A 20087-nucleotide genomic window follows, 5' to 3' on the forward strand; every position below is an offset into this window, starting at 1 on the left:
CCGGACGGGCCGCGCCGGGCCGGTACGGCGTCAGCCCGTCCGGCCGGCCCGGTACAGCTCGGCGACCCGGAACGCGAGGTCCAGCGACTGGGCGTGGTTGAGCCGCGGGTCGCAGGCGGTCTCGTAGCGGTGGCGCAGGTCCTCCGGCCGGACCTCGTAGCCGCCCCCGATGCACTCGGTGACGTCGTCGCCGGTGAGTTCGACGTGGATGCCGCCCGGGTGGGTGCCCAGCGCGTGATGGACCTCGGTGAAGCCGGCGACCTCGTCCAGCACCGCGTCGAACCGCCGGGTCTTGTGCCCGCTCGGCGCGGTGAAGGTGTTCCCGTGCATCGGGTCGCAGACCCAGGCCACCCGGGCCCCCTCCGAGGCGACCTTCTCGACCAGCGGCGGCAGGACGTCCCGGACCCGGTCCGCGCCCGCCCGGACGACGAAGGTCAGCCGGCCCGGTTCGCGGTCCGGGTCCAGCCGGTCGAGCAGGCCGAGCACCGCGTCGGGGTGCGCGGTCGGGCCGAGCTTGACCCCGATCGGGTTGGCGATCCCGGCGAAGTAGGCGACGTGCTCGCCGTCGAGGTCCCGGGTCCGCTCCCCGATCCACAGGAAGTGGGCGCTGGTGGCGTACCGCCGGCCGGACTCGTCGCCACGGGTCAGCGCCTCCTCGTAGTCCAGCAGCAGGCCCTCGTGGCCGACGAAGAAGTCGGCGGTGGTCAGCCCCCGGGTGTCGGCGCCGCAGGCCTGCATGAAGGACAGCGCGTGCTCGATCTCGCCGGCGAGCCGCTCGTAGCGCTCGCCGGCCGGGGAGCCCACCACGAAGCCCCGGTTCCAGTCGTGCACCTGGCGCAGGTCCGCGAAGCCGCCGCCGGTCAGGGCCCGCACCAGGTTGAGCGTGGTCACCGAGGACTCGTACATCCGCCACATCCGCTCCGGGTCCGGGCGGCGGGCCCCGGCGGTGAACTCCCGGCCGTTCACCGCGTCGCCGCGGTAGGACGGCAGGACGGCGCCGTCCCGCTCCTCGACCGGGCTGGACCTGGGCTTGGCGTACTGCCCGGCCATCCGGCCGATCCTGACCACCGGCACGGCGGCGGCGTACGTCAGGATCACCGCCATCTGCAGCAGGGTCTTGAGCTTGCCGCGCACCTCCTCGACGCCGGTCGACCCGAAGGTCTCCGCGCAGTCCCCGCCCTGGAGCAGGAAGGCCTCGCCCCGGGCGACCGCGGCGAGGCGGTCGCGCAGCCGGTCGCACTCCGCGGCGAACACCGGCGGGGGCGCGGCGGCCAGTCGGCCGGTCACCGCGCGCAGGGCCGACGGGTCCGGCCAGTCGGGCTGTTGGTTCATCGACGCAGCTCCGTTCCACGGTCGAAAGCATCGGCGGATCCCACTTGAAGCCACCGCCCCGGCGGGGGTCAAGCGGACGCCGAGTGGACCGCACCCGCGCCCCGGGAGTGGTCTGGTCGCCCGCGTCGGCGACCTGTTCTGCTGTCCACCGGTCACCGAGACGGAACGGAGCTTTCATGGCCGCCACACCGGACTGGACGCCGATCGCGGTTCGGGTCACCGCGACCGGACTGCCGTCGCACGATCCCCTGGACCTCTACGCCGGGCTGCGCCGCACCCTCCCGGAACAGGAGGTCTTCCTCTTCGAGAGCGTGGCCGGCCCGGCCGACGACCTGCGCACCGCCACCGTCGGCCACGGCCGGCTGGCCGAACTCCGGGTGTTCGACGGGTACGTGGACATCGACGGGCTGCCCGCCCTCGCCACCGTGCTGCTCCGCGCGGCCCCCGGACTCGGGCTCACCCCCGCCGCCCGCGCCCCCGCCCCGGGCACCGTCCGGCTGTTCTTCGACCACCCCGACCGGCTCTGGCGGCTGCTGGCGCTGGCCCGGGAGGTGTTCCGGGTGGACACCGAACTCCCGGACACCGGCTACGCGTTCGGCTTCCTCGCCACCTTCGCCTACGAGTCCTGCTGGCTGATGGAGACCCTGCCGCCCCGCACCAAGGCGCCACGCGGCCCGGACGTCACGCTGACGCTGTTCCGGGACGTGGTCCGCTACGACCTGGTCACCGGCCTGGTCCACCACCTGCGCGCCGAGGGGGCCGAGCTGCCGCCCCCGGCCGCGCGGCCGGACGTCGCGGCGCTCGCCCGGACGGCGGCGGCCGACCGGCTCCGCCCGGCCGGCGTCCCGCGGGCGCCCGCCCCGCTCGCCGTGCGCGACAGCGTGGACCGCGAGACCTTCCTGGCGTGGGCCGAACGCTGCCTGGAGCACATCCGGGTCGGCGACGTCTACCAGATCCAGATCGGCCACCGCATCGACGTGGAGACCGCGTTGACCCCGGTCGAGGTCTACCGGCGGCTGCGCGACCGCAACCCCTCCCCGTACATGTACCTGATGCCCCGCGCCGACCGGATGCTGATCGGCGCGAGCCCCGAGCTGTTCCTGCGGATCGAGGGCGACGACATCACCATGCGCCCGATCGCCGGCACCACCCGGCGCGGCCCGGACGAGACGGAGAACCGCCAGCGCATCAAGGAGATGCGCGAGAGCGTCAAGGAGCAGGCCGAGCACATCATGCTGGTGGACCTCTGCCGCAACGACCTCGGCCGGGTCTGCCGCCCCAGCACCCGGCCGGTGGAGCGGCTGATGGCCGTGGAGAGCTTCTCGCACGTCTTCCACCTGGTCTCGACGGTCAGCGGCTCCCTCGCCGAGGGCACCGACGTCTGGCAGGCGGTCCGCGCCACCTTCCCGGCCGGCACCATGTCCGGCGCGCCCAAGAAGCGGGCCACCGAGATCATCGACTCCCTGGAGCGGGAGCCGCGCGGCAGCTACGCGGGCGCGGTCGGCCTGGTCGACGTCCGCGGCTGGAGCGAGCTGGCGCTGTGCATCCGCACCATCGAGTACGACGGATCGGTCTACTCCAGCCAGAGCTCGGCCGGCATGGTCGCGCAGTCCCGGCCGGAGGCCGAGTGGCAGGAGACCCTGGCCAAGCTCGCGGCCGCCTACTGGGCGCTCACCGGAGAGGAGTTGACGGCGTGAAGGTCCTGCTGATCGACGCGTACGACAGTTTCGTCCACATCATCGACCAGTACCTGCGGACGCTGGGCGCGGACACCCTGGTGGTCCGCTCGCTCACCCGCGCGCCCGGGGAGCTGGCCGCCCTCGAACCGGACGCGGTGGTGCTCGGACCGGGCCCCGGGCACCCGGCCGACTCCGGCCACGTCGAGCTGGTGCACACCTTCGCCGGCCGGGTCCCGCTGCTCGGCGTCTGCCTCGGGCACCAGGCGATCGCCCTCGCCCACGGCGGCCGGGTCGAGGTCGCCGACCAGGTCATGCACGGCCGGACCAGCACCGTGCGGCACGACGGCGCGGGGCTCTTCCAGGGCCTGGGCAACACCCTGGAGGTGGCCCGTTACCACTCGCTCATCGTCGCCGAACCGCTGCCGGACGAGCTGGAGGCCACCGCCACCGCGACCGACCACGGCTATCTGATGGGCCTGCGGCACCGCGAACTGCCATTGGAGGGCGTCCAGTTCCACCCGGAGAGCATCATGACCACCGGCGGCCTGCAGATGCTGCGGAACTTCCTGGCCGCGGGCTCGCCGGCGGATCGGCCCACGGACCGACCGATCCCAGCCGGCGGACGGCCTCGGTGATCGCCGAGCGCGGCAGGTGGGCGTGGCCCACCACCAGGGCCGGGGCGTCCCAGGACCACCGGGCGTGGAAGCCCGCCCCGCCGCGCACCAGCACCGAGCGGCGCAGCGCCCCGGCCACCACCTCCGCCTCGTCGGTGCCCGGGGGCAGCCGCAGGTAGGCGTGCAGGCCGGCCCGGACACCGAGCACGGTGGTACCGGGAAGATGGCGGCGGACCGCCTCGGTCAGGGCCTCCCGACGGCTCCTGCCCAGGGCGGTCAGCCGCCGCAGGTGCCGGTCGAAGAGCCCGCTGCGCAGCAGTTCGGCGAAGGCCAGCTGGGTGAGGCTCTCGGTGCCGAGGTCGTGCCGGGCGCGGTGGCGCAGCAGCGGGCCGAGCAGGCGCGGCGGGGCGGCCACCCAGCCCAGCCGCAGCCCGGGGGCGAGCGTCTTGCTCGCGGTGCCCGCGTAGACCACCCGCTCCGGGTCGAGGCGCTGCAGGGCGAGCGGCCGGCCGCCGCGCTCGTACCAGAGGCTGCCGTCGTAGTCGTCCTCGACCACCCAGCCGTCCACCTCGCGCGCCCAGCCGACCAGGGCGGCGCGGCGCTCCGGGGAGAGGCCGACGCCGGTGGGGAACTGGTGGGCCGGGGTGACCACGACCGCCCGGACCCCGGTGCGGGCCAGCGCCCCGACGTCGATGCCCTCCTCGTCCACCGGGACCGGCACCGGCCGCAGCCCGCTCTCCCGGACGAACTGCCGCTGCCCGGGGTGGCCCGGGTCCTCCACCGCGACCTCGGTGACGCCCAGCTGCGGCAGGACGCCGCAGAGCAGCCCGAGCGCCTGGGCGAAGCCGGACACCACCAGCAGGTCGGCGGGGTCGGCCCGCACCCCGCGCACCCGGCCCAGGTAGCGGGCGAGTTCGAGCCGCAGCTCGCCCATGCCGGCCAGCGGCGGGTAGGCGTGGCTCTCCGGGCCGGCCGCCTGGAGGGCGCGCTGGTAGCAGGCCAGCCACTCCTGGCGGGGGAAGGCGGGGGTGTTCCGCGCGCCGGTGCGCAGGTCCCAGCGGACGGCCGGGATCCAGCCCTCGTCCAGCAGGGTGGGCACCACCGTGTCCTGCCGGGACAGGTGCTCGACGACCCGGGTGCCGGAGCCCTGGGCGGCCTCCAGGTAGCCCTCGGCGACGAGTTGGCCGTAGGCCTCGACCACCACGCTGCGCGAGACGTCCAGGTCGCCGGCCAGCCGCCGGCTGGACGGCAGCCGGGTGCCGGGGTGCAGGACGCCCGCGGCGATCTCCTCCTTGATGAAGCGCTGGATCTGCGAGGTCAGGGAGTCCGGGGAGCTCCGGACGACCTCCAGGGCCATCTGCAGGCTCATCAACGCCGTCCTTTCCGAGTCGAAGTGGACCGTACGGCCGGTGGGGCACTGGTCTGGAAGCGGTCGGCGGGGGCTGCGCAGACTGGGCGGCAGAGGGACGGCAGGGCTGCCGTCCGGTCCCGTTCGAGGAGGATCCCCGTGGCGTCCGTACCTCCCCGCCCCACCTGGCCGCAGCTGATCGGCGCCCTGCTGGAGGGCAGGGACCTGTCGGCGGAGGAGGCTTCCTGGGCCATGGACGAGGTGATGTCCGGGAACGCCGGCGCCGCCCGGGTGGCCGCGTTCGCGGTCGGCCTGCGGATCAAGGGCGAGACGGTGGCGGAGCTGGAGGGGCTGGTCCGGGCGATGTACCGGCACGCGGTGCCGCTCGACGTGCCCGGCCCCGCGCTGGACATCGTCGGGACCGGCGGTGACGGCTCGGACAGCGTCAACGTCTCCACCATGTCGGCCCTGGTGGCGGCGGGCGCCGGGGCCCGGGTGGTCAAGCACGGGAACCGCTCGGCCTCCTCCGCCTGCGGCTCGGCCGACGTCCTGGAGGAGCTGGGGGTGGGGCTGGACCTGCCGGTCGCCCGGGTCGCCGAACTGGCCGAGGAGGTCGGGATCACCTTCTGCTTCGCGCCGGCGTTCCACCCGGCGCTGCGGCACGCCTCGGTGCCCCGGCGGGAGTTGGGCGTGCGGACGGTGTTCAACCTGCTGGGGCCGCTGGCCAACCCGGCCCGGCCGGCCGCGCAGGCGGTGGGCGTCGCGGACCGCCGGGCCGCCCCGCTGCTCGCCGGGGTGCTGGCCCGCCGGGGGGTGAGCGCCCTGGTCTTCCGGGGCGACGACGGGATGGACGAGCTCACGGTCACCACCACCTCCACCATCTGGTCGGTCGCCGGCGGGGAGGTGCGGACCGAGACCTTCGATCCGCGCGACCTCGGGATCGCGCCGGCGTCGCCCGAGGACCTGCGCGGCGGGGACCGGGTCCACAACGCCGCGGTGGCCCGGGCGGTGCTGGACGGGGCGCCCGGGCCGGTGCGCGAGGCCGTCCTGCTGTCGGCGGCGGCCGGGCTCGCCGCGCTCGCCCCGAGCGAGCGGCCGGTGGCGGAGCGGCTCGCCGCCGGATACGCGCGGGCCGCCGAGGCGGTGGACACCGGGGCCGCCGCCGGCGTGCTGAAGCGCTGGACGGCCGCCGCTGCCGGGGAGTAGCCCCGGCCGGAGGGGCTCAGGTCATCGAGACCAGCACCCGGCGCGCGTCGGTGTACGCCTCGCGCCCGTGCAGCACCCGCAGGTTGTCGACGACCTCAGGCTGCCGCTGCGCCGGGGCACCGACAGCCGGTTGCTCCGCGCGGCCGCCCGCACCGCGCCAGGTCCTCGTCCGGGATCGGGCTGCCGTCCCGGTAGGTGACCCAGTGCGGCAGGTCGTCGGCGCTCTCGATCAGCGAGAGCAGTGTGCGGCCCTCGCCCTCCGGCCGGTTGGACGGGTGCCACTGGTCGGCCTGGTCGGAGACCGCCACCCGCGGCGTGTTGCCGCCCCGGTAGCTGCGGATCAGCCGGTCCCCGAAGCGGTCGACGGACCGGTGGAACTCCTCGGCGTCCGCGATCCCGAGGCCGTGCACCATCACCGCTCCGTGCTCCGCGAGCAGCTCCTCGGCGCGCAGCCGCAGCCCCGCCGGCGCTCCCGGCGCCCCGGACCCGGCGACCGCCCCGGCGTGCAGGACGCCCATGCTGGTCCCGCCGGCCGTACGCAGCTCCTCCCGGTACTCCTGGTCGGTCGTCATGTCAGCGGTCTCCTTCGGCGGTCAGTTCGACGGGCAGGCCGCTGTACCCGTGGACGAAGTTGGAGTACAGCCGGGTCGGCGGGCCGAGCAGCTCGATCCCGCCGGCCATCGTGCGCAGCGCGTCCAGCACCGCGTTCACATGGACCCGGCCGAGGAACGCCCCGAGGCAGAAGTGCGGGCCGTGGCCGAAGGCGACGTGCTTGTTGGGGGTGCGGGCGAGGTCGAAGGCGAACGGGTCGGCGAAGGCATCCTCGTCGAAGTTGGCCGAACTGTTCCACAGGGTGACCACGTCGCCGGTCCGGATCACCCGGTCGCCCAGCGGGACGTCCTCCAGCGCCCGGCGGCCGAAGTGCATGGCGGGCGTGGTCCAGCGCAGCACCTCCTCGACGGCGCTGTCGACGGAGACCGTCCCCTCCTTCAGCGCCCGCCACTGGTCGGGGTGCCCGGCGAGCGCGATCAGTCCGCCGATGGAGGACATCCGGCTGGACTCGTCGCCGCCGAGGATGAGGCTGTAGCAGTTGAGGACGATCTCCTCCTCGGTCAGCGGCCGGCCGTCGACGGTGCCGGTGACCAGCGCGCTGATGACGTCCTCGCCGGGGTCGCGGCGGCGCGCGGCGGCCAGCTCGGAGAAGTAGAGCAGGATCTCGTTGCGGGCCAGCAGCTCGTCCAGTTCGCTGTCCGCGGAGCTGTGCCGGGAGAGCGTGCGGGTGTTCCACTCGACCAGCTGCGCGCGGTCGGCGGCCGGCACGTCCATCAGGTCGCCGATGGTGTTGATCGGGATGTGGTCCGCCACGTCGGTGACGAAGTCCAGCGGCCCGCGCTCCACCACCTCGGCCATCAGCTCCCTGGTCCGCCGGTGGACGCCGGCCACCACCGGCGCCAGGACGCGCGGGGAGAAGGACTTGAGCATCAGGTTGCGGATGTCGCGGTGGCGCGGCCCGTCGGTGACGGCGAGCATCTTCCCGGCGGCCGAGTCCTCGCCCTGCAGCAGGGTGGCCAGCACGTTGCCGCGCTCGGAGGTGAACCGCCGGTTGTCGCGGTAGACGGTCAGCAGGTCCTCGTACCGGGAGACCACCCAGAAGCCCGGCCGCCCGGGAGCGGCCGGGTGCCAGTGCACCGGGCTCTCCGCGCGGAAGCGCCGCCACATCGCGTGCGGGTCCACGTCGAGGAAGGTCTGCGGGTCGGTGAGGTCGAGGTCCGCCGGGTCGGGCGCGAGCGGACCGGTGCCGGTCGCGTCCGAGAGCCGCTGCGTGGTCATGGCTTACTCCCAGTCCCGGGCTCAGGAGCCCGCGGTGCGGTAGCGGTGAAGGCTCACCGCGGAGCAGATGGTGAACAGCACGCCCAGCGAGACGGCCAGCACCACGGCCGGGTGCTCGGCCGGGAAGCCGCCGGCGGCCGGGGCCGGGTTGCCCCAGGCCTCGCGGCAGGCCGCGATCACCGCGCTGACCGGGTTCCACTCCGCGACCGGGCGGATCGCCGCCGGCATGTCCTGCGGGGCGAGGAAGGCGTTGGACAGGAAGGGCAGCACGACGACGATGAAGGGGGTGACCACGCTGATCGTCTCCACCGCGCGCAGCGTCGTCGCGAGCAGCACGCCGACCCAGAGCATCACGTAGGCGAAGACCACGATCAGCCCGAACCCGCCCAGCGCGGACAGGATCCCGGCCCGCGGCCGCCAGCCGAGCAGCAGGCCGGCGGCCGTGACGACCGCCAGCCCCAGCACGCCGACCAGCAGGTCCGCCAGGGTGTGTCCGAAGAGCACCGCCGACCGGCTGATCGGCAGTGAGCGGAACCGGTCGACCAGTCCGCTCCTGAGGTCCACGGCCACCGACACGGCGGTCGGCCCGACCACGGCCAGGCCGACCTGGACGGCGCCGCCGGCGAAGACGTACTCGGCGTAGTCGCCGCCGCCGGGCAGGGTCACGGCGTCCCGGAAGAGGTAGCCGAGCATCACCATCGACACCAGCGGGCTGAGTGCCACGCCGATCACCCGGCCGGGGGCCCGGCCGAGGTGGCGCAGGCGGCGGCCGGCCACCGCGCCCACCTCGGCCAGGACCGCCCGCAGGCCCGTCGGGCCGCCGGCCGCGAGCACGGTGCTCATGCGCCCGCCCCGGACTCGCGGTGCAGCCGCTCCAGTTCGGCGGCGATCAGCGGGCCGACCACGGCCAGCGGCTCCGGGCCGAGGATGTCGTCGTGGGTGCAGTCGATCCGGTGGACGTCCATCGGCCCGTCGAAGAACGGCCGCCACAGCCCGGCCGGGTCGCCGCCCGGTCCGCCCCAGCCGGTGGCCCGGGACGCCACGAACATCGTCATCCTCCCGTCGTAGCCGCGCGGCCGGTAGCGGGTGCCGAGTCCCTGGTGGTGCCGCATCAGGGCGGCCATCCGGGCCATCCGGTGCTCCCCCATCCGGGCCATCGGGCTGTTGTCACGGCGCAGCGCCCCGTAGACGTCCTCGATGGTCAGCTCCCGGTCGCCGAACTCCTCGCGGTGGTGCCCGATGCCCTCCAGCAGCCAGCCGAGCATGGCCTGTTCGTCCCGCTCGTCGGCCAGGCCGGCGCGCGGGTAGGCGTCCAGGTTGGCCAGCAGGCCGACCTCGGCGCCGGCCGCCCGCAGCTGGACGGCGACCTCGTAGGCGAGGATGCCGCCGAGCGACCAGCCGAGCAGGTGGTAGGGGCCCTCGGGCTGGACCGCCCGGATCGCCTCGACGTACCCGGCCGCGGCGGACTCGATGCTCTCCGGCAGCGGGGCGTCGCCGACTACGCACGGCGCCTGGACGCCGTGGACGGGGAACGCGGGGTCGAGGTACCGGGCCAGCGGCAGGTACGACAGGGCGAACCCGACGCCGCTGTGCAGGCAGAACACCGCCGGGCGGCCGCGTCCGGGGGCGATCCGCAGCATCGGGCTGAACGGGCCGGACCCGTCCTCCCCGTCGATCTCCTCGATCGCCCGGGCCATGATCTCGGTGCTGCCGCGCTGTTCCGGGGCCTTGGCGGCCACCGGCTCGGGCGCGGGAGCGGGTTCGGGCTCCGGAGCGGGAGCGGGCGCCGCGAGCGAGCCGGCCAGCTCGCGGACCGTCTGGTGGGCGAAGACGTCGGCGATGGTGATCGGCAGCCCGGCCTTGTGGGCCAGGCTGACCACCCGCAGCGTCTTCATGCTGTCCATGCCGGAGTCGAAGAAGTTCTGGCCGACGCCGAACCCGGGCCGCCCGAGCACCTCGGCGACGACGGCGCAGAGCGCCTCCTCCTCCGGGGTGGGCGCGCCCTGCTCCCGCGCCGGGCCCTCGGCCGCTCCCCCGGCCACCGTCTCCCCCGGCGCCAGGAGCGCCCCGGAGCGGTGCCAGGCGGCGCGCTCGCCGGTGCGGTGCAGCACCGAGCCGGGCGGGCCGAACGGGTCCGCGACGAAGCGCAGGGCGGTGTCGCCCGGCCGGCCGGCGTACCCGCGCGGCAGGGCGCCGCCGGTCACGTACACCTCGCCGACCACGCCCGGCGGGACCGGCCGCAGCCACTCGTCCAGCACGTACCGCCGGCTGTTCCACGCCGCGTCGCGGTGGTCGGTGGGCGACGGGGTCACCCAGTCCGCGGGCAGCGGCTCGGCCGGCCGCGCACCGCCCCCGGTCAGCAGCGCGAACCAGTCGCCCGCCGTCCCGGCGTGCTCCTCCCAGACCGCCCGCAGGGCCGCCGCGCGGTGCTCGACGACCAGGGCGGCCGGGCGGCCGTCCTCGCCCTCGGTGCGGATCAGGTAGGCCGCGTGTTCCGGGCGCGGCGCCGGGCGCTCCTCGTCGCCCAGCGGGCCGTCCGGCAGGGCGAGCACCTCGGGGCCGTCCAGCACCACCGCGGGCAGCCGCAGCGCGCGCAGGCGCGGGGCGAGTCCCGAGGTGGTCAGCAGGCAGACCGGCGCGAGGTCGGCCAGCAGCGCCTTGATCCGGGCGGGCGGCTCGTCCGCCTCCACCGGCAGCACCGCCGCGCCCGCCTTCAGCACCGCGAGCGCGGCCGTCGCCCGGTCCAGCGGCCGGGGCACGGCCAGCGCGACGGTCCGCTCCGGGCCGGCCCCGGCCGCGATCAGCCGGCGGGCCAACCGGTTGGCCCGGGCGTCCAGTTCGGCGTAGCCGAGGCTGTGCGGACCGGCCGTGACGGCGACCGCGCCGGGCGTGCGCGCCAGCTGCCGCGCGAACAGCTCGGGCAGCGTGCGCTCCGGCACCTCGTGGCCGGTGTCGTTCCACTCCCGCAGCACCTGATCGCGCTCGGCGTCGGAGAGCAGCGGCAGCGTGCTCAGCCGGGCCCCGGGGTCGGCGGCCACCGCGTGCAGCAGCCGGACGAAGCGCTCGGTGATCCGCTCGACGGTGCTCCGCTCGAACAGGTCGGTCCGGTAGCCGAGCAGACCGCGCATCAGGCCGGTCTCCGGCCAGGGGACGATCTGCAGCACCAGGTCGACCTTGACCTGGTCGGTGGGCATGAACTCCAGGGACGCCCGCAGCCCGGGCAGGTCGAGCCGGCCCTCCTCGTTGTTCTGCATGCTCAGCACCACCTGGAACAGCGGGTGCCGGGCGGGCGAGCGGGTCGGCCGGACCGCCTCCACGACCTGGTCGAAGGGCACGTCCTGGTGGGAGAAGGCCGCCAGGTCGCTCTCCCGCAGCCGCTCCAGCAGCTCCAGGAAGGTCGGATCGCCGCTCAGGTCGCTGCGCAGCACCAGCGAGTTGATGAACACCCCGACCATGTCGTCGAGCGCCTCGTCGGTGCGCCCGGCGACCGTGATGCCCAGCGGGACGTCGGTCACACCGCCGAGGCGGCCGAGCAGGGTGGAGAACGCGGCCTGCAGCACCATGAACTCGGTGGTGCCGGTGGTGCGGGCGAGCTCGACCAGCCCGGCGTACAGCTCCGGCTCCAGGTCGAACACCACCTCGTCGCCGGCGGTGCCGGCCACCGCCGGACGCGGGTGGTCGGTGGGCAGTTCCAGCTGGTCGGCGATCCCGGCCAGCGCGTCCCGCCAGTAGTCGAGCTGCCGGGTGACCAGGCTGTCCGGGTCGTCCGGCGAGCCGAGCAGGTCGCGCTGCCAGCGCGCGAAGTCCTCGTACTGCACCGGCAGCGGCCGCCACTGCGGGGGCCGTCCGGTGGTCCGGGACCGGTAGGCGTCGGCCAGGTCGCGCAGCATCGGCGCCATCGACCAGCCGTCGAAGCCGATGTGGTGGAAGACCAGCAGCAGCACGTGCTCGTCCGGGCCGAGGTCGAACAGCCGGACCCGCAGCGGCGGTTCGGCGGTGAGGTCGAAGCCCCGGCCCGCCTCGGCGGCCAGGTCGGCCGCCAGGGTCGGCCCGGTGGTCCGGCGCGCCTTGAGCACCGGCGCCCCGGCCGCGGCGTCCAGCACCCGCGGCACCGGCAGGCCGTCCACCTCGGGGATCACGGTGCGCAGCACCTCGTGCCGCTCGGTCAGGTCGGCCAGGGCCGCCTGCAGCGCCTCGGCGTTCAGCCGGCCGGAGAGCCGCAGCGCCACCGGGGAGTTGTAGGCGCCGCTGTCGCCCTCGCGGCGGTTGAGGAACCACTGCCGCTGCTGCGAGAAGGACAGCAGGGGCTCGCCCTCCCCGGCGGTCCGGACCAGTGGGGTGCGGGCCGAGGCCGCGCCGGCCAGGTACTCGGCCAGGGCGGCCACCGTCTTCTGCTCGAACAGCGCCCGGATCGGGAGTTCCACCCCGAGGGCGGTGCGCGCCCGGCTCACCAGCTTGGTGGCCAGCAGGGAGTGCCCGCCGATCGCGAAGAAGTCGTCGTCGACGGAGACCCGCTCGACGTCCAGGACGTCCGCGAACAGGCCGCAGAGGATCTCCTCGGTGGGCGTGCGCGGGGCCCGGCCGCCGGCCCGGCCGCCGAGTTCCGGGGCGGGCAGCGCCTTGCGGTCCAGTTTGCCCTGGGCGGTCAGCGGCAGCTCCGCCAGTTCGACCACCGCGGCGGGCACCATGTAGTCGGGCAGCGTGCCGGCCAGCCGCTCGCGCAGGGTCGCGGTCACGGCGGGGTCGGAGACCACCACATGGGCGACCAGCCGGCGCTCGCCGTCGTCCTCACGGACCGTCACCACGGCCTGGTCCACCCCGGGCTGGGCCAGCAGCGCCGAGGTGACCTCGCCGAGCTCGATCCGGAACCCGCGCAGCTGGACCTGGTCGTCGGCCCGGCTCAGGTAGTCGAGCTGGCCGTCCGGCAGCCAGCGGACCAGGTCGCCGGTCCGGTAGAGCCGGTCGCCGGCGGTCCCGAACGGGTCGGCGACGAAGCGCTGCGCGGTGAGTGCGGGCCGCCCCAGGTAGCCGCGGGCGAGGCCGCCGCCGACGTACAGCTCGCCGACCACGCCGACCGGGACGGGCACCAGGTCGTGGTCCAGCACGTAGACCCGGTGCGCGGTGGTGGGCCGGCCGATCGGCGGCCGGCCGGAGCCCTCCAGCGGGCCGCTGACGGTGGAGGCGACCACGGCCTCGGTCGGACCGTAGCCGTTGAACAGCCGGACCTTGCCGGCCCAGCGCTCGACCACCTCGGACGGGACGGCCTCGCCGGCCACCGCCAGCCGCAGGTCGGCGGGCAGCACGCTGCCGGCCGGCAGTCCGCCGACCACCACCGGCGGCAGGCCGGCCAGGTTGACCCGGGCCCGGTCGAGGAGCTCGACCAGCGGGCGGCCGGGCGTGCGGCACTCGTCGTCGGCGATCACCAGGGTGCCGCCGGTGAGCAGGGCCAGCATGAACTCCCAGACCGAGGCGTCGAAGCTGGCCGAGGCGAACTGCAGGACCCTGGTCTCCTCGTCCAGGCCGAACCGCTCGACCAGGCTGTCGACCATCGCCAGCAGGCCGGCGTGGGTGACCACCACGCCCTTGGGCCGGCCGGTGGAACCCGAGGTGTAGATCACGTACGCGGGGTGCCCGGGGCGCAGCGGGGCGAGGCGCTCGGCGTCGGTGAGGTCCCCGCCGGGCAGCGCGGCCGTCGCCGGGTCGTCCACCAGCAGGGGCTCCCCTGCCGGCCAGCCGCGGTCGGCCGCCCGGGCCGCGGTGGCGCCGTCGGTCAGCAGGACGGCCGGAGCGGCGTCCGCGAGCATGTGGGCGATCCGCTCGTCGGGGTAGCCCGGGTCCACCGGCAGGTAGGTCGCGCCGGCCTTGAGCACGGCGAGCGCGGCGGCCACCAGGTCGGCCGAGCGCGGCAGCATCACCGCGACGGTCCGCTCGGGGCCGGCGCCGAGCCGCACCAGCCGGCGGGCCAGCCGGTTGGCCCGGCCGTTCAGCTCCGCGTAGCCGGTCCCCCGGTCGGCGAGCACGACGGCGGTCTTGTCGGGGGTGCGGGCCGCCCACCGCTCGAAGAGGTCGGCGGTCAGCCGCTCGGACGGCTCCCGCGCGCTGCCGGCGCCGGACCAGTCGCCGAGCAGCCGGCCGCGCTCCCCGGCCTCCAGGGTCTCCAGCCGGCCGAGCGGGGTGGCCGGGTCCGCGACCAGCGACTCCAGCACCCGCACGAAGCGGCGCACGGTCGAGGCGACCTCGTCGGGGCCGAAGACGTCGGGCCGGTACTGGGCCTCCAGCCGGATCCGCTCGCCCGGGAAGACGCTCAGCGCCAGCGGGTACTCGGCGACGACCCGGGCCTCCCAGCCGAGCAGCCGCAGACCGGGGATCCGCTCGGCGATGCCGTCGAGCACGCCGGCGGGGTAGTTGTGGTAGCTGACCACGGTGTCGAAGAGCTCGCCGATGCCGGCGGCCTGCTGCACCTCGGCCAGGCCGAGGTGGTGGTGCTGCTCCAGGCCGAGCCGGCGGTCCTGGAGGTCGGCCAGCATCGCCTCGGCGCCCAGCCCCGGGTCCAGGTTCACCCGGACCGGCAGGGTGTGCAGGAAGGCGCCGACCATCCGGTCGACCTCGGGCAGCCCGGCGGGACGGCCGGAGTGGACCGCGCCGAAGGTGACGTCGCGCCGGCCGGTCAGCCGGCCGAGCGTGATCGCCCAGGCGCCCTGGACCACGGTGTTCATGGTCAGTCCGCGGCCGGTCGCCCAGGCGCCCAGCGCGCCGGTCAGCCGCTCGTCGAGCTCGCTCTCCCAGGTGCCGGGAAGCACCGAGACCTGCCCCCGGTCGGCGGGGCCGAGCCTGGTGGGCCCGTCGATGCCCGCCAGTTCCTTCTGCCAGGCCTCGCGGGCGGCCGCCTTGTCCTGCGCGGCGGACCACTCCAGGTAGCCGCGGGCCGGGACCACCGGCGGCAGGGCCGAGGGGTCGGCGCCGTTCGCCCACAGGGTGACCAGTTCGCGGGCCAGGACGCCGGACAGCGACCAGCCGTCCACCAGCATGTGGTGCGCCGTCCAGACCACCCGGTGCCGGTCCTCGCCGAGCCGGTAGGCGGTGAACCGGGTGAGCGGGGCCCGCTCGACATCGAAGCGCCGCAGCCACTCCTCGTCGGTGAGCCGGCACACCTCCGCCTCCCGGTCGCCGGCCGGCAGGCCGGTGAGGTCGGTGTCGGTCCAGGGCAGCGGGACGGCGGCGGAGACCAGCTGCACCGGGTCGCCGGTGTCGCGGCCGCGGAACGCGGCGCGCAGGCCGGGGTGGCGGGCGAGCAGGGCCGCGGCAGCGGCGTGCAGCGCGTCGCGGTCCAGCGGGCCGCCGAAGTCCATCACCACCTGGAGGGTGTAGGCGTCCATGCCGTGCCGGTCGAACTCGGCCGCGAAGAGCAGCCCCCGCTGCAGCGGGGAGAGCGGCAGGATGTCGGTCAGCCGCTCGGACTCCCGCTCGTAGGCCTCGACCTCCTGCTGGGTCAGGGACACCAGCGGGAAGTCGGCGGGCGTGCGACCGCCGGCGCCGGGCTCGGCGGCGTGGTCCGCGAGCACCTCCAGCGCGTGGAACCAGCCCTCGGCGAGCTCCCGGACGTCCTGCTCGGTGAGCAGCGCGTCGGCCCAGGTCCATTCGGCGACCAGGACCGGCCCCTCCGGGCGCTCCTCGGTCAGCGAGACCAGTTCGACGGCGTGCCGCAGCGGGGTCTGCGGCGAGGCGGTGAGACCGGCGCCGCCGGTCTCGATCGACCAGTCGCCGCCGGTGCCGGCGCCGAACCGGCCCAGGTAGTTGAAGCCGATCTCCGGGGTGCCGAGCCGGGAGAGCACGGCGGCGCTCTGCGGGTTGAGGTGGCGCAGCAGGCCGTAGCCGAGGCCGTGGTCGGGCAGCGCGCGCAGCTGCTCCTTGATCCGCTTGAGGGCCGTCCCGTGGGACGCGCCGCCGGTGCCGGCGGTGCGGTCCGGCGCGCCGAGGTCGAGGGCGACCGGCAGGACGCTGGTGAACCAGCCGACCGTCCGCGAGAGGTCCACGTCGGGGAAGACGTCCTCGCGGCCGTGGCCCTCCAGTTCGACCAGGGTGCGCCGGCCGTCGCGGCCGTGCCGGCGGTGCCAGTCGCCGACGGCCAGCGCCAGCGCGGTCAGCAGCACCTCGTTGGCCTCGGCGTGGAAGACGGCGGGCACCCGGGTCAGCACCTCGGCGGTCCGGCCGGCGGGCAGCTCGACGCGCAGCCGGCCCGCGCTGCCGTGCAGATCCCGCGCGGGGTCGGCGGGGCGGCCGGCGACCGGGGCCCGGTCGGCGGTCAACTGCTCGACCCAGAAGGGCAGTTCGGCGACCCTTCGGGCGGTCCTGGCCTCGTCGGAGAGCAGCTTGGACCAGCGCCGGAAGGACGTCCCCACCGGGTCGAGCCGCACCTCGGCGCCCGTGGCGGCGGCGCTCCAGGCGGCCGCCAGGTCGGGCAGCAGGATCCGCCAGGACACCCCGTCCACGGCGAGGTGGTGGACCACCAGCAGCAGCCGGTCGCCGTGCTCGGCGCCGGACAGCCGGACGGCCTGGACGAGCAGCCCCTCCTCGGGGCGCAGCCGGGCCCGGGCGGCGGCGAGCTGCTCCGCCAGGGCGTCCGGGCCGTCCTCGGCGGCGGCGAGCACCTGCTCGGCGCGGACCGCGCCGGGCTCCCGCACCTCGGCGGACCAGAGGCCGGCCACCGGCTCGGTCAGCCGGATCCGCAGCGCGTCGTGCCGGTCGAGCACCGCCTGCAGCGCCCGCAGCAGGTCCTCGGTGCGCGCGCCGGCCGGCAGGGCGACGGTGGCGTACTGCGCGAACTCCCGGACGGGGACGGGCAGCCGGCCGAGTTCCTCGCGGAGCTGGTCGATCACCGGGGTGAGCTCGACGACGCCGACGCCGTCCTCCTCGGGGGCCGCGGCGCCGGGGCCGGCGGGCTCGGCCGGCCGCACCGCGGCGGCGATGCCCGCCGGGGTCCGGTGCCGGAAGACGTCCCGGGGGGTGACGGCCAGCCCGGCCTTACGGGCCCGGCTGACCACCTGGATGACGGTGATGGAGTCGCCGCCGAGGGCGAAGAAGTTGTCGTCCGGACCGATCCGGGGCAGGCCGAGCGCCTCCGCCAGCACCCGGCAGAGCAGGTCCTCGTGCGGGCCGGCCGGCTGCCGGCCGTGCTCCGTCCGCTCGGACCCGGGTGCGGGCAGCGCCTTGCGGTCCACCTTGCCGTGCGCGGTCAGCGGCAGTTCGGGCAGCACCAGCAGGACGGCCGGCACCAGGTGTCCGGGCAGCAATCCGGCCAGCTCGGCGCGGAGCGCCGCGGGGTCCGGCGCGGTGGCCCCGGCGGCGGCCTCGGGGGCCAGGTAGCCGACCAGCCGCTGGTGGCCGGAGCGGTCCGGCACCCCGAGCACCACCGCGTCCGCCACCCCGGGCAGCGACCGCAGCGCCGTCTCGACCTCGCCGGGCTCGATCCGCTGGCCGCGGATCTTCAGCTGGTGGTCCTCGCGCCCCAGGAACTCCAGCCGTCCGTCGCCCCGGAGCACCACCCGGTCGCCGGTGCGGTACATCCGGGCCCCGCCGCCCGCGAACGGGTCGGCGACGAAGACCGCCGCGGTGCGGCCCGGGTCGCCGAGGTAGCCCCGGCCGACACCCGCCCCGCCGATGTACAGCTCGCCCGGCACGCCGCGCGGCACCGGCCGCAGGTCGTCGCCGAGCACGTGCAGCGTGGTGTTGCGCACCGGCCGGCCGATCGGCACGGTGACCGAGTCGACGGTCCGGCCGGCCGGCGGGACCTCGTGGGTGACGTCGTCGGAGCACTCGGTGGGCCCGTACACATTGGCCACCGGGACCGCCGGGTGGTACGCGGCCCAGCGCGCGCACAGGTCGGCCGGCAGCGCCTCGCCGTTGGAGACCAGGACGCGCAGCGAGGGCAGGGCGGGGGCCGCGCCGGCGGCGTCCCAGGCGTCCAGGGTGGCCCGCAGCAGCGAGGGGACCAGCTCCAGCACGGTCAGCCGCTCGGCGGCGACGGTGCCGAACAGGACGTCCGGATCGGCCTGGGCGTCCCGGTGCACCGGGCGGACCCGGCCCCCGGCGACCAGCGCGGCCAGGGTCTGCCAGACCGTCACGTCGAAGGTCACCGGGGCGCTGTGGACCACCGCCGCGTCCCGGTCGAGCCCGAGGTCCTCGACCTTGGCCAGCAGGTGGTTCACCAGGCCGCCGCGGTGCACCAGCGCGCCCTTGGGGCGGCCGGTGGAGCCCGAGGTGTAGATCACGTAGGCCAGTTCGCGCGGGTCCTCGGCGGCCGGCCCGGCGTCGGGCTCGGCCGTCGCGCCGTCCAGCTCGTGCACGGCCACCGGCCGGCCGGCCCCGGCGGCGGCCCGCTCGGCGAGGCCGAGGTTGGCCCGGTCGGCGAGCACGGCGGTGGCGCCGCTGTCGGCGAGCAGGCCGGCCAGCCGGGCCAGCGGGGCGCGCGGGTCGAGCGGCAGGAACGCCCGGCGGGTGCCGAGCACGCCGATCTCGGCGACCACGAAGTCGCGTCCGGGCTCGGTCAGGACGGCCACCACGCCCTCCCCCGGGGCGAGCAGCCGGGAGACGGCGGCGGCCCGGCCGACCAGGGCCGCGTAGCCGAGGTCGCCGGCGTCGTCGGTGACCGCGACCGCCTCCGGACGCAGCCGGGCGTTGCGCCGGACCCGCTCGACCACGCCGAGGTGCGGCTCCTCGCGGACCGGCCCGGTCAGCGCGGCGGTCACGGCCTCCTGCTCGCCGGGGGCGAGCAGGTCGAGGTCGGCGAGCGGGGTGTCCGGGTCGGCGGTGACGAACCGCTCCAGGAAGGCCAGGAAGCGGGCCAGGTGGTCGCGCAGCTCGTCGCGGTCGTAGCGGCTCTCGTTGCCGCTCAGGTCGAGGGCGATGCCCGCCTCGCCCTTGTCGGCCAGGGTGAACTCGAAGTCGTCGACGAGGCCGGTGGAGAGGTTGTGCATGACCGCCTCGCACGGCCCGATCGACAGCTTCTCGATCTGCGGCATCATGTTGACGAACGGCCCGAAGGCCCGCCGGTCGTCACTGGACAGCCCCATGCCCCGGCGGATCCGGCTGACCCGCAGCCGCTGGTGCTTCAGCCCGCCGGCCAGCTCCTTGTACGCGGCCGCCAGCAGCCCGCCACGGGTCAGCCCGGGCTCGACGGCCAGCCGCAGCGGCACGTAGTTGACCACCATGCCGGGGATCACCTGCATGGTGCCGCCGACGCGGGCGGTGACCGGCAGCGAGAGCAGCACGTCCCGGGCACCGGTGACGCGCTGGGTGTACGCGGCGACCGCCGCCACGACCACGCTCTGCCAGGTGGCCCGGATGTCCCAGGCGATCGCCCGCATCCGCTCGGCGATCGCCTCCGGCAGCACGGTCTGCTCGCGCAGGAAGCCCTGGGTGGGCTCGGCGTCACGGCGGGAGAGGGTGATCGGCTCGGGGGCCCCGGCCAGCCGCTGCTCCCAGTACGCGGTGTCGCGCGCGTGGTGCTTGTGGTCGGCGTAGGCCGCCTCCGCGTCGATGAGGGTCCGCAGCGGCGCGAACCGGCCCTCCTCCAGGTCCCCGCCGGTGAGCAGGCTCGCGTAGACGGCCGACAGCCGCTGCCAGTAGATGACGTAGCTGAAGCCGTCGGAGGCCAGGTGGTGGTTGTTCAGGCAGAAGACGAGACGGTCGGGGCCCAGCAGGTAGACGCCCAGCCGGAACAGCGGCTCGCCGGAGGCGACGTCGAACGCGATCGCCATGTCGGCCCGGATGCCGTCCCGGGCGGCCTCGAACGGATCCTCGGCGCCGCTCACATCGGTGATCGTCAGCGGCGGCTCGGGCAGCGGCTCGACGCTCTGCCGGGGCTCGCCGTCCACCTCGAAGTACCGGGTGCGCAGGCACTCCGACTCCTCGACGAGCCGGTGGAGCGCGGTCAGGAAGAGGTCGCGGTCCAGCGGTCCCCTGACGTCCCAGAAGATCGCCGTGTTGTAGCCGGCACCCCCGCCGGTGATCTTCTCGTCGAACCAGATGTCCTGCTGGCCGGCGGTGAGTGGCAGACCGGTCGTCCGAACGTGATCCATA

General features: G+C 75.7%; 9 protein-coding genes. 3 read left to right on the forward strand and 6 right to left on the reverse strand.

Annotation, left to right across the window (positions count from 1 at the left end; translation table 11 throughout):
• Window positions 1-30: 30 nt before the first annotated feature.
• On the reverse strand, window positions 31-1332 hold the full coding sequence (locus tag ABTX81_RS04135; RefSeq protein ID WP_350541397.1) for a class II 3-deoxy-7-phosphoheptulonate synthase: 1302 nt from the start codon (window positions 1330-1332) through the stop codon (window positions 31-33).
• Window positions 1333-1508: 176 nt separating this feature from the next.
• Here ABTX81_RS04135 and ABTX81_RS04140 point away from each other — a divergent pair, with 176 nt between their 5' ends.
• Window positions 1509-3029 (forward strand): anthranilate synthase component I family protein, encoded by a 1521-nt coding sequence (locus tag ABTX81_RS04140; RefSeq protein WP_350541398.1) that lies wholly within the window; start codon window positions 1509-1511, stop codon window positions 3027-3029.
• On the forward strand, window positions 3026-3646 hold the full coding sequence (locus tag ABTX81_RS04145; protein ID WP_350541399.1) for an anthranilate synthase component II: 621 nt from the start codon (window positions 3026-3028) through the stop codon (window positions 3644-3646). The genes ABTX81_RS04140 and ABTX81_RS04145 overlap by 4 nt, the downstream gene beginning before the upstream one ends.
• Here ABTX81_RS04145 and pdxR read toward each other — a convergent pair.
• Window positions 3540-4994, reverse strand: coding sequence for a MocR-like pyridoxine biosynthesis transcription factor PdxR (gene pdxR / locus ABTX81_RS04150; protein ID WP_350541400.1), 1455 nt, complete (start codon window positions 4992-4994; stop codon window positions 3540-3542). The two genes, ABTX81_RS04145 and pdxR, sit on opposite strands and share 107 nt — an antisense overlap.
• Before the next feature lie 138 nt (window positions 4995-5132).
• On the opposite strand from pdxR, the gene trpD reads away from it, so the two are divergent.
• Window positions 5133-6179, forward strand: a complete 1047-nt coding sequence (gene trpD / locus ABTX81_RS04155; RefSeq protein WP_350541401.1) for an anthranilate phosphoribosyltransferase — start codon at window positions 5133-5135, stop codon at window positions 6177-6179.
• A 95-nt stretch (window positions 6180-6274) separates the two neighbouring features.
• Here the strand turns inward: trpD and ABTX81_RS04160 are convergent, their stop codons facing one another.
• Genes ABTX81_RS04160 through ABTX81_RS04175 form a run of 4 tightly spaced genes read right to left on the reverse strand, consistent with a single transcriptional unit; the run spans window position 6275 to window position 20086 of the window.
• On the reverse strand, window positions 6275-6751 hold the full coding sequence (locus ABTX81_RS04160) for a hypothetical protein (protein ID WP_350541402.1): 477 nt from the start codon (window positions 6749-6751) through the stop codon (window positions 6275-6277).
• A gap of 1 nt (window position 6752) precedes the next feature.
• On the reverse strand, window positions 6753-8009 hold the full coding sequence (locus ABTX81_RS04165; protein ID WP_350541403.1) for a cytochrome P450: 1257 nt from the start codon (window positions 8007-8009) through the stop codon (window positions 6753-6755).
• A 21-nt stretch (window positions 8010-8030) separates the two neighbouring features.
• Entirely contained in the window at window positions 8031-8852 is an 822-nt protein-coding gene (locus tag ABTX81_RS04170) for an ABC transporter permease (protein ID WP_350541404.1), read from the reverse strand.
• Window positions 8849-20086 (reverse strand): non-ribosomal peptide synthetase, encoded by an 11238-nt coding sequence (locus ABTX81_RS04175; protein WP_350541405.1) that lies wholly within the window; start codon window positions 20084-20086, stop codon window positions 8849-8851. The genes ABTX81_RS04170 and ABTX81_RS04175 overlap by 4 nt, the downstream gene beginning before the upstream one ends.
• Window position 20087: the final 1 nt, after the last annotated feature.

Source organism: Kitasatospora sp. NPDC097605, assembly GCF_040302725.1.
GTDB lineage: Bacteria > Actinomycetota > Actinomycetes > Streptomycetales > Streptomycetaceae > Kitasatospora.

Coding starts and splice junctions, on each gene's coding strand:
- ABTX81_RS04135 (WP_350541397.1), bottom strand. CDS start 1,332: ATGAACCAACAGCCCGACTGGCCGGACCCGTCGGCCCTGCGCGCGGTG.
- ABTX81_RS04140 (WP_350541398.1), top strand. CDS start 1,509: ATGGCCGCCACACCGGACTGGACGCCGATCGCGGTTCGGGTCACCGCG.
- pdxR (WP_350541400.1), bottom strand. CDS start 4,994: ATGAGCCTGCAGATGGCCCTGGAGGTCGTCCGGAGCTCCCCGGACTCC.
- ABTX81_RS04160 (WP_350541402.1), bottom strand. CDS start 6,751: ATGACGACCGACCAGGAGTACCGGGAGGAGCTGCGTACGGCCGGCGGG.
- ABTX81_RS04165 (WP_350541403.1), bottom strand. CDS start 8,009: ATGACCACGCAGCGGCTCTCGGACGCGACCGGCACCGGTCCGCTCGCG.
- ABTX81_RS04170 (WP_350541404.1), bottom strand. CDS start 8,852: ATGAGCACCGTGCTCGCGGCCGGCGGCCCGACGGGCCTGCGGGCGGTC.
- ABTX81_RS04175 (WP_350541405.1), bottom strand. CDS start 20,086: ATGGATCACGTTCGGACGACCGGTCTGCCACTCACCGCCGGCCAGCAG.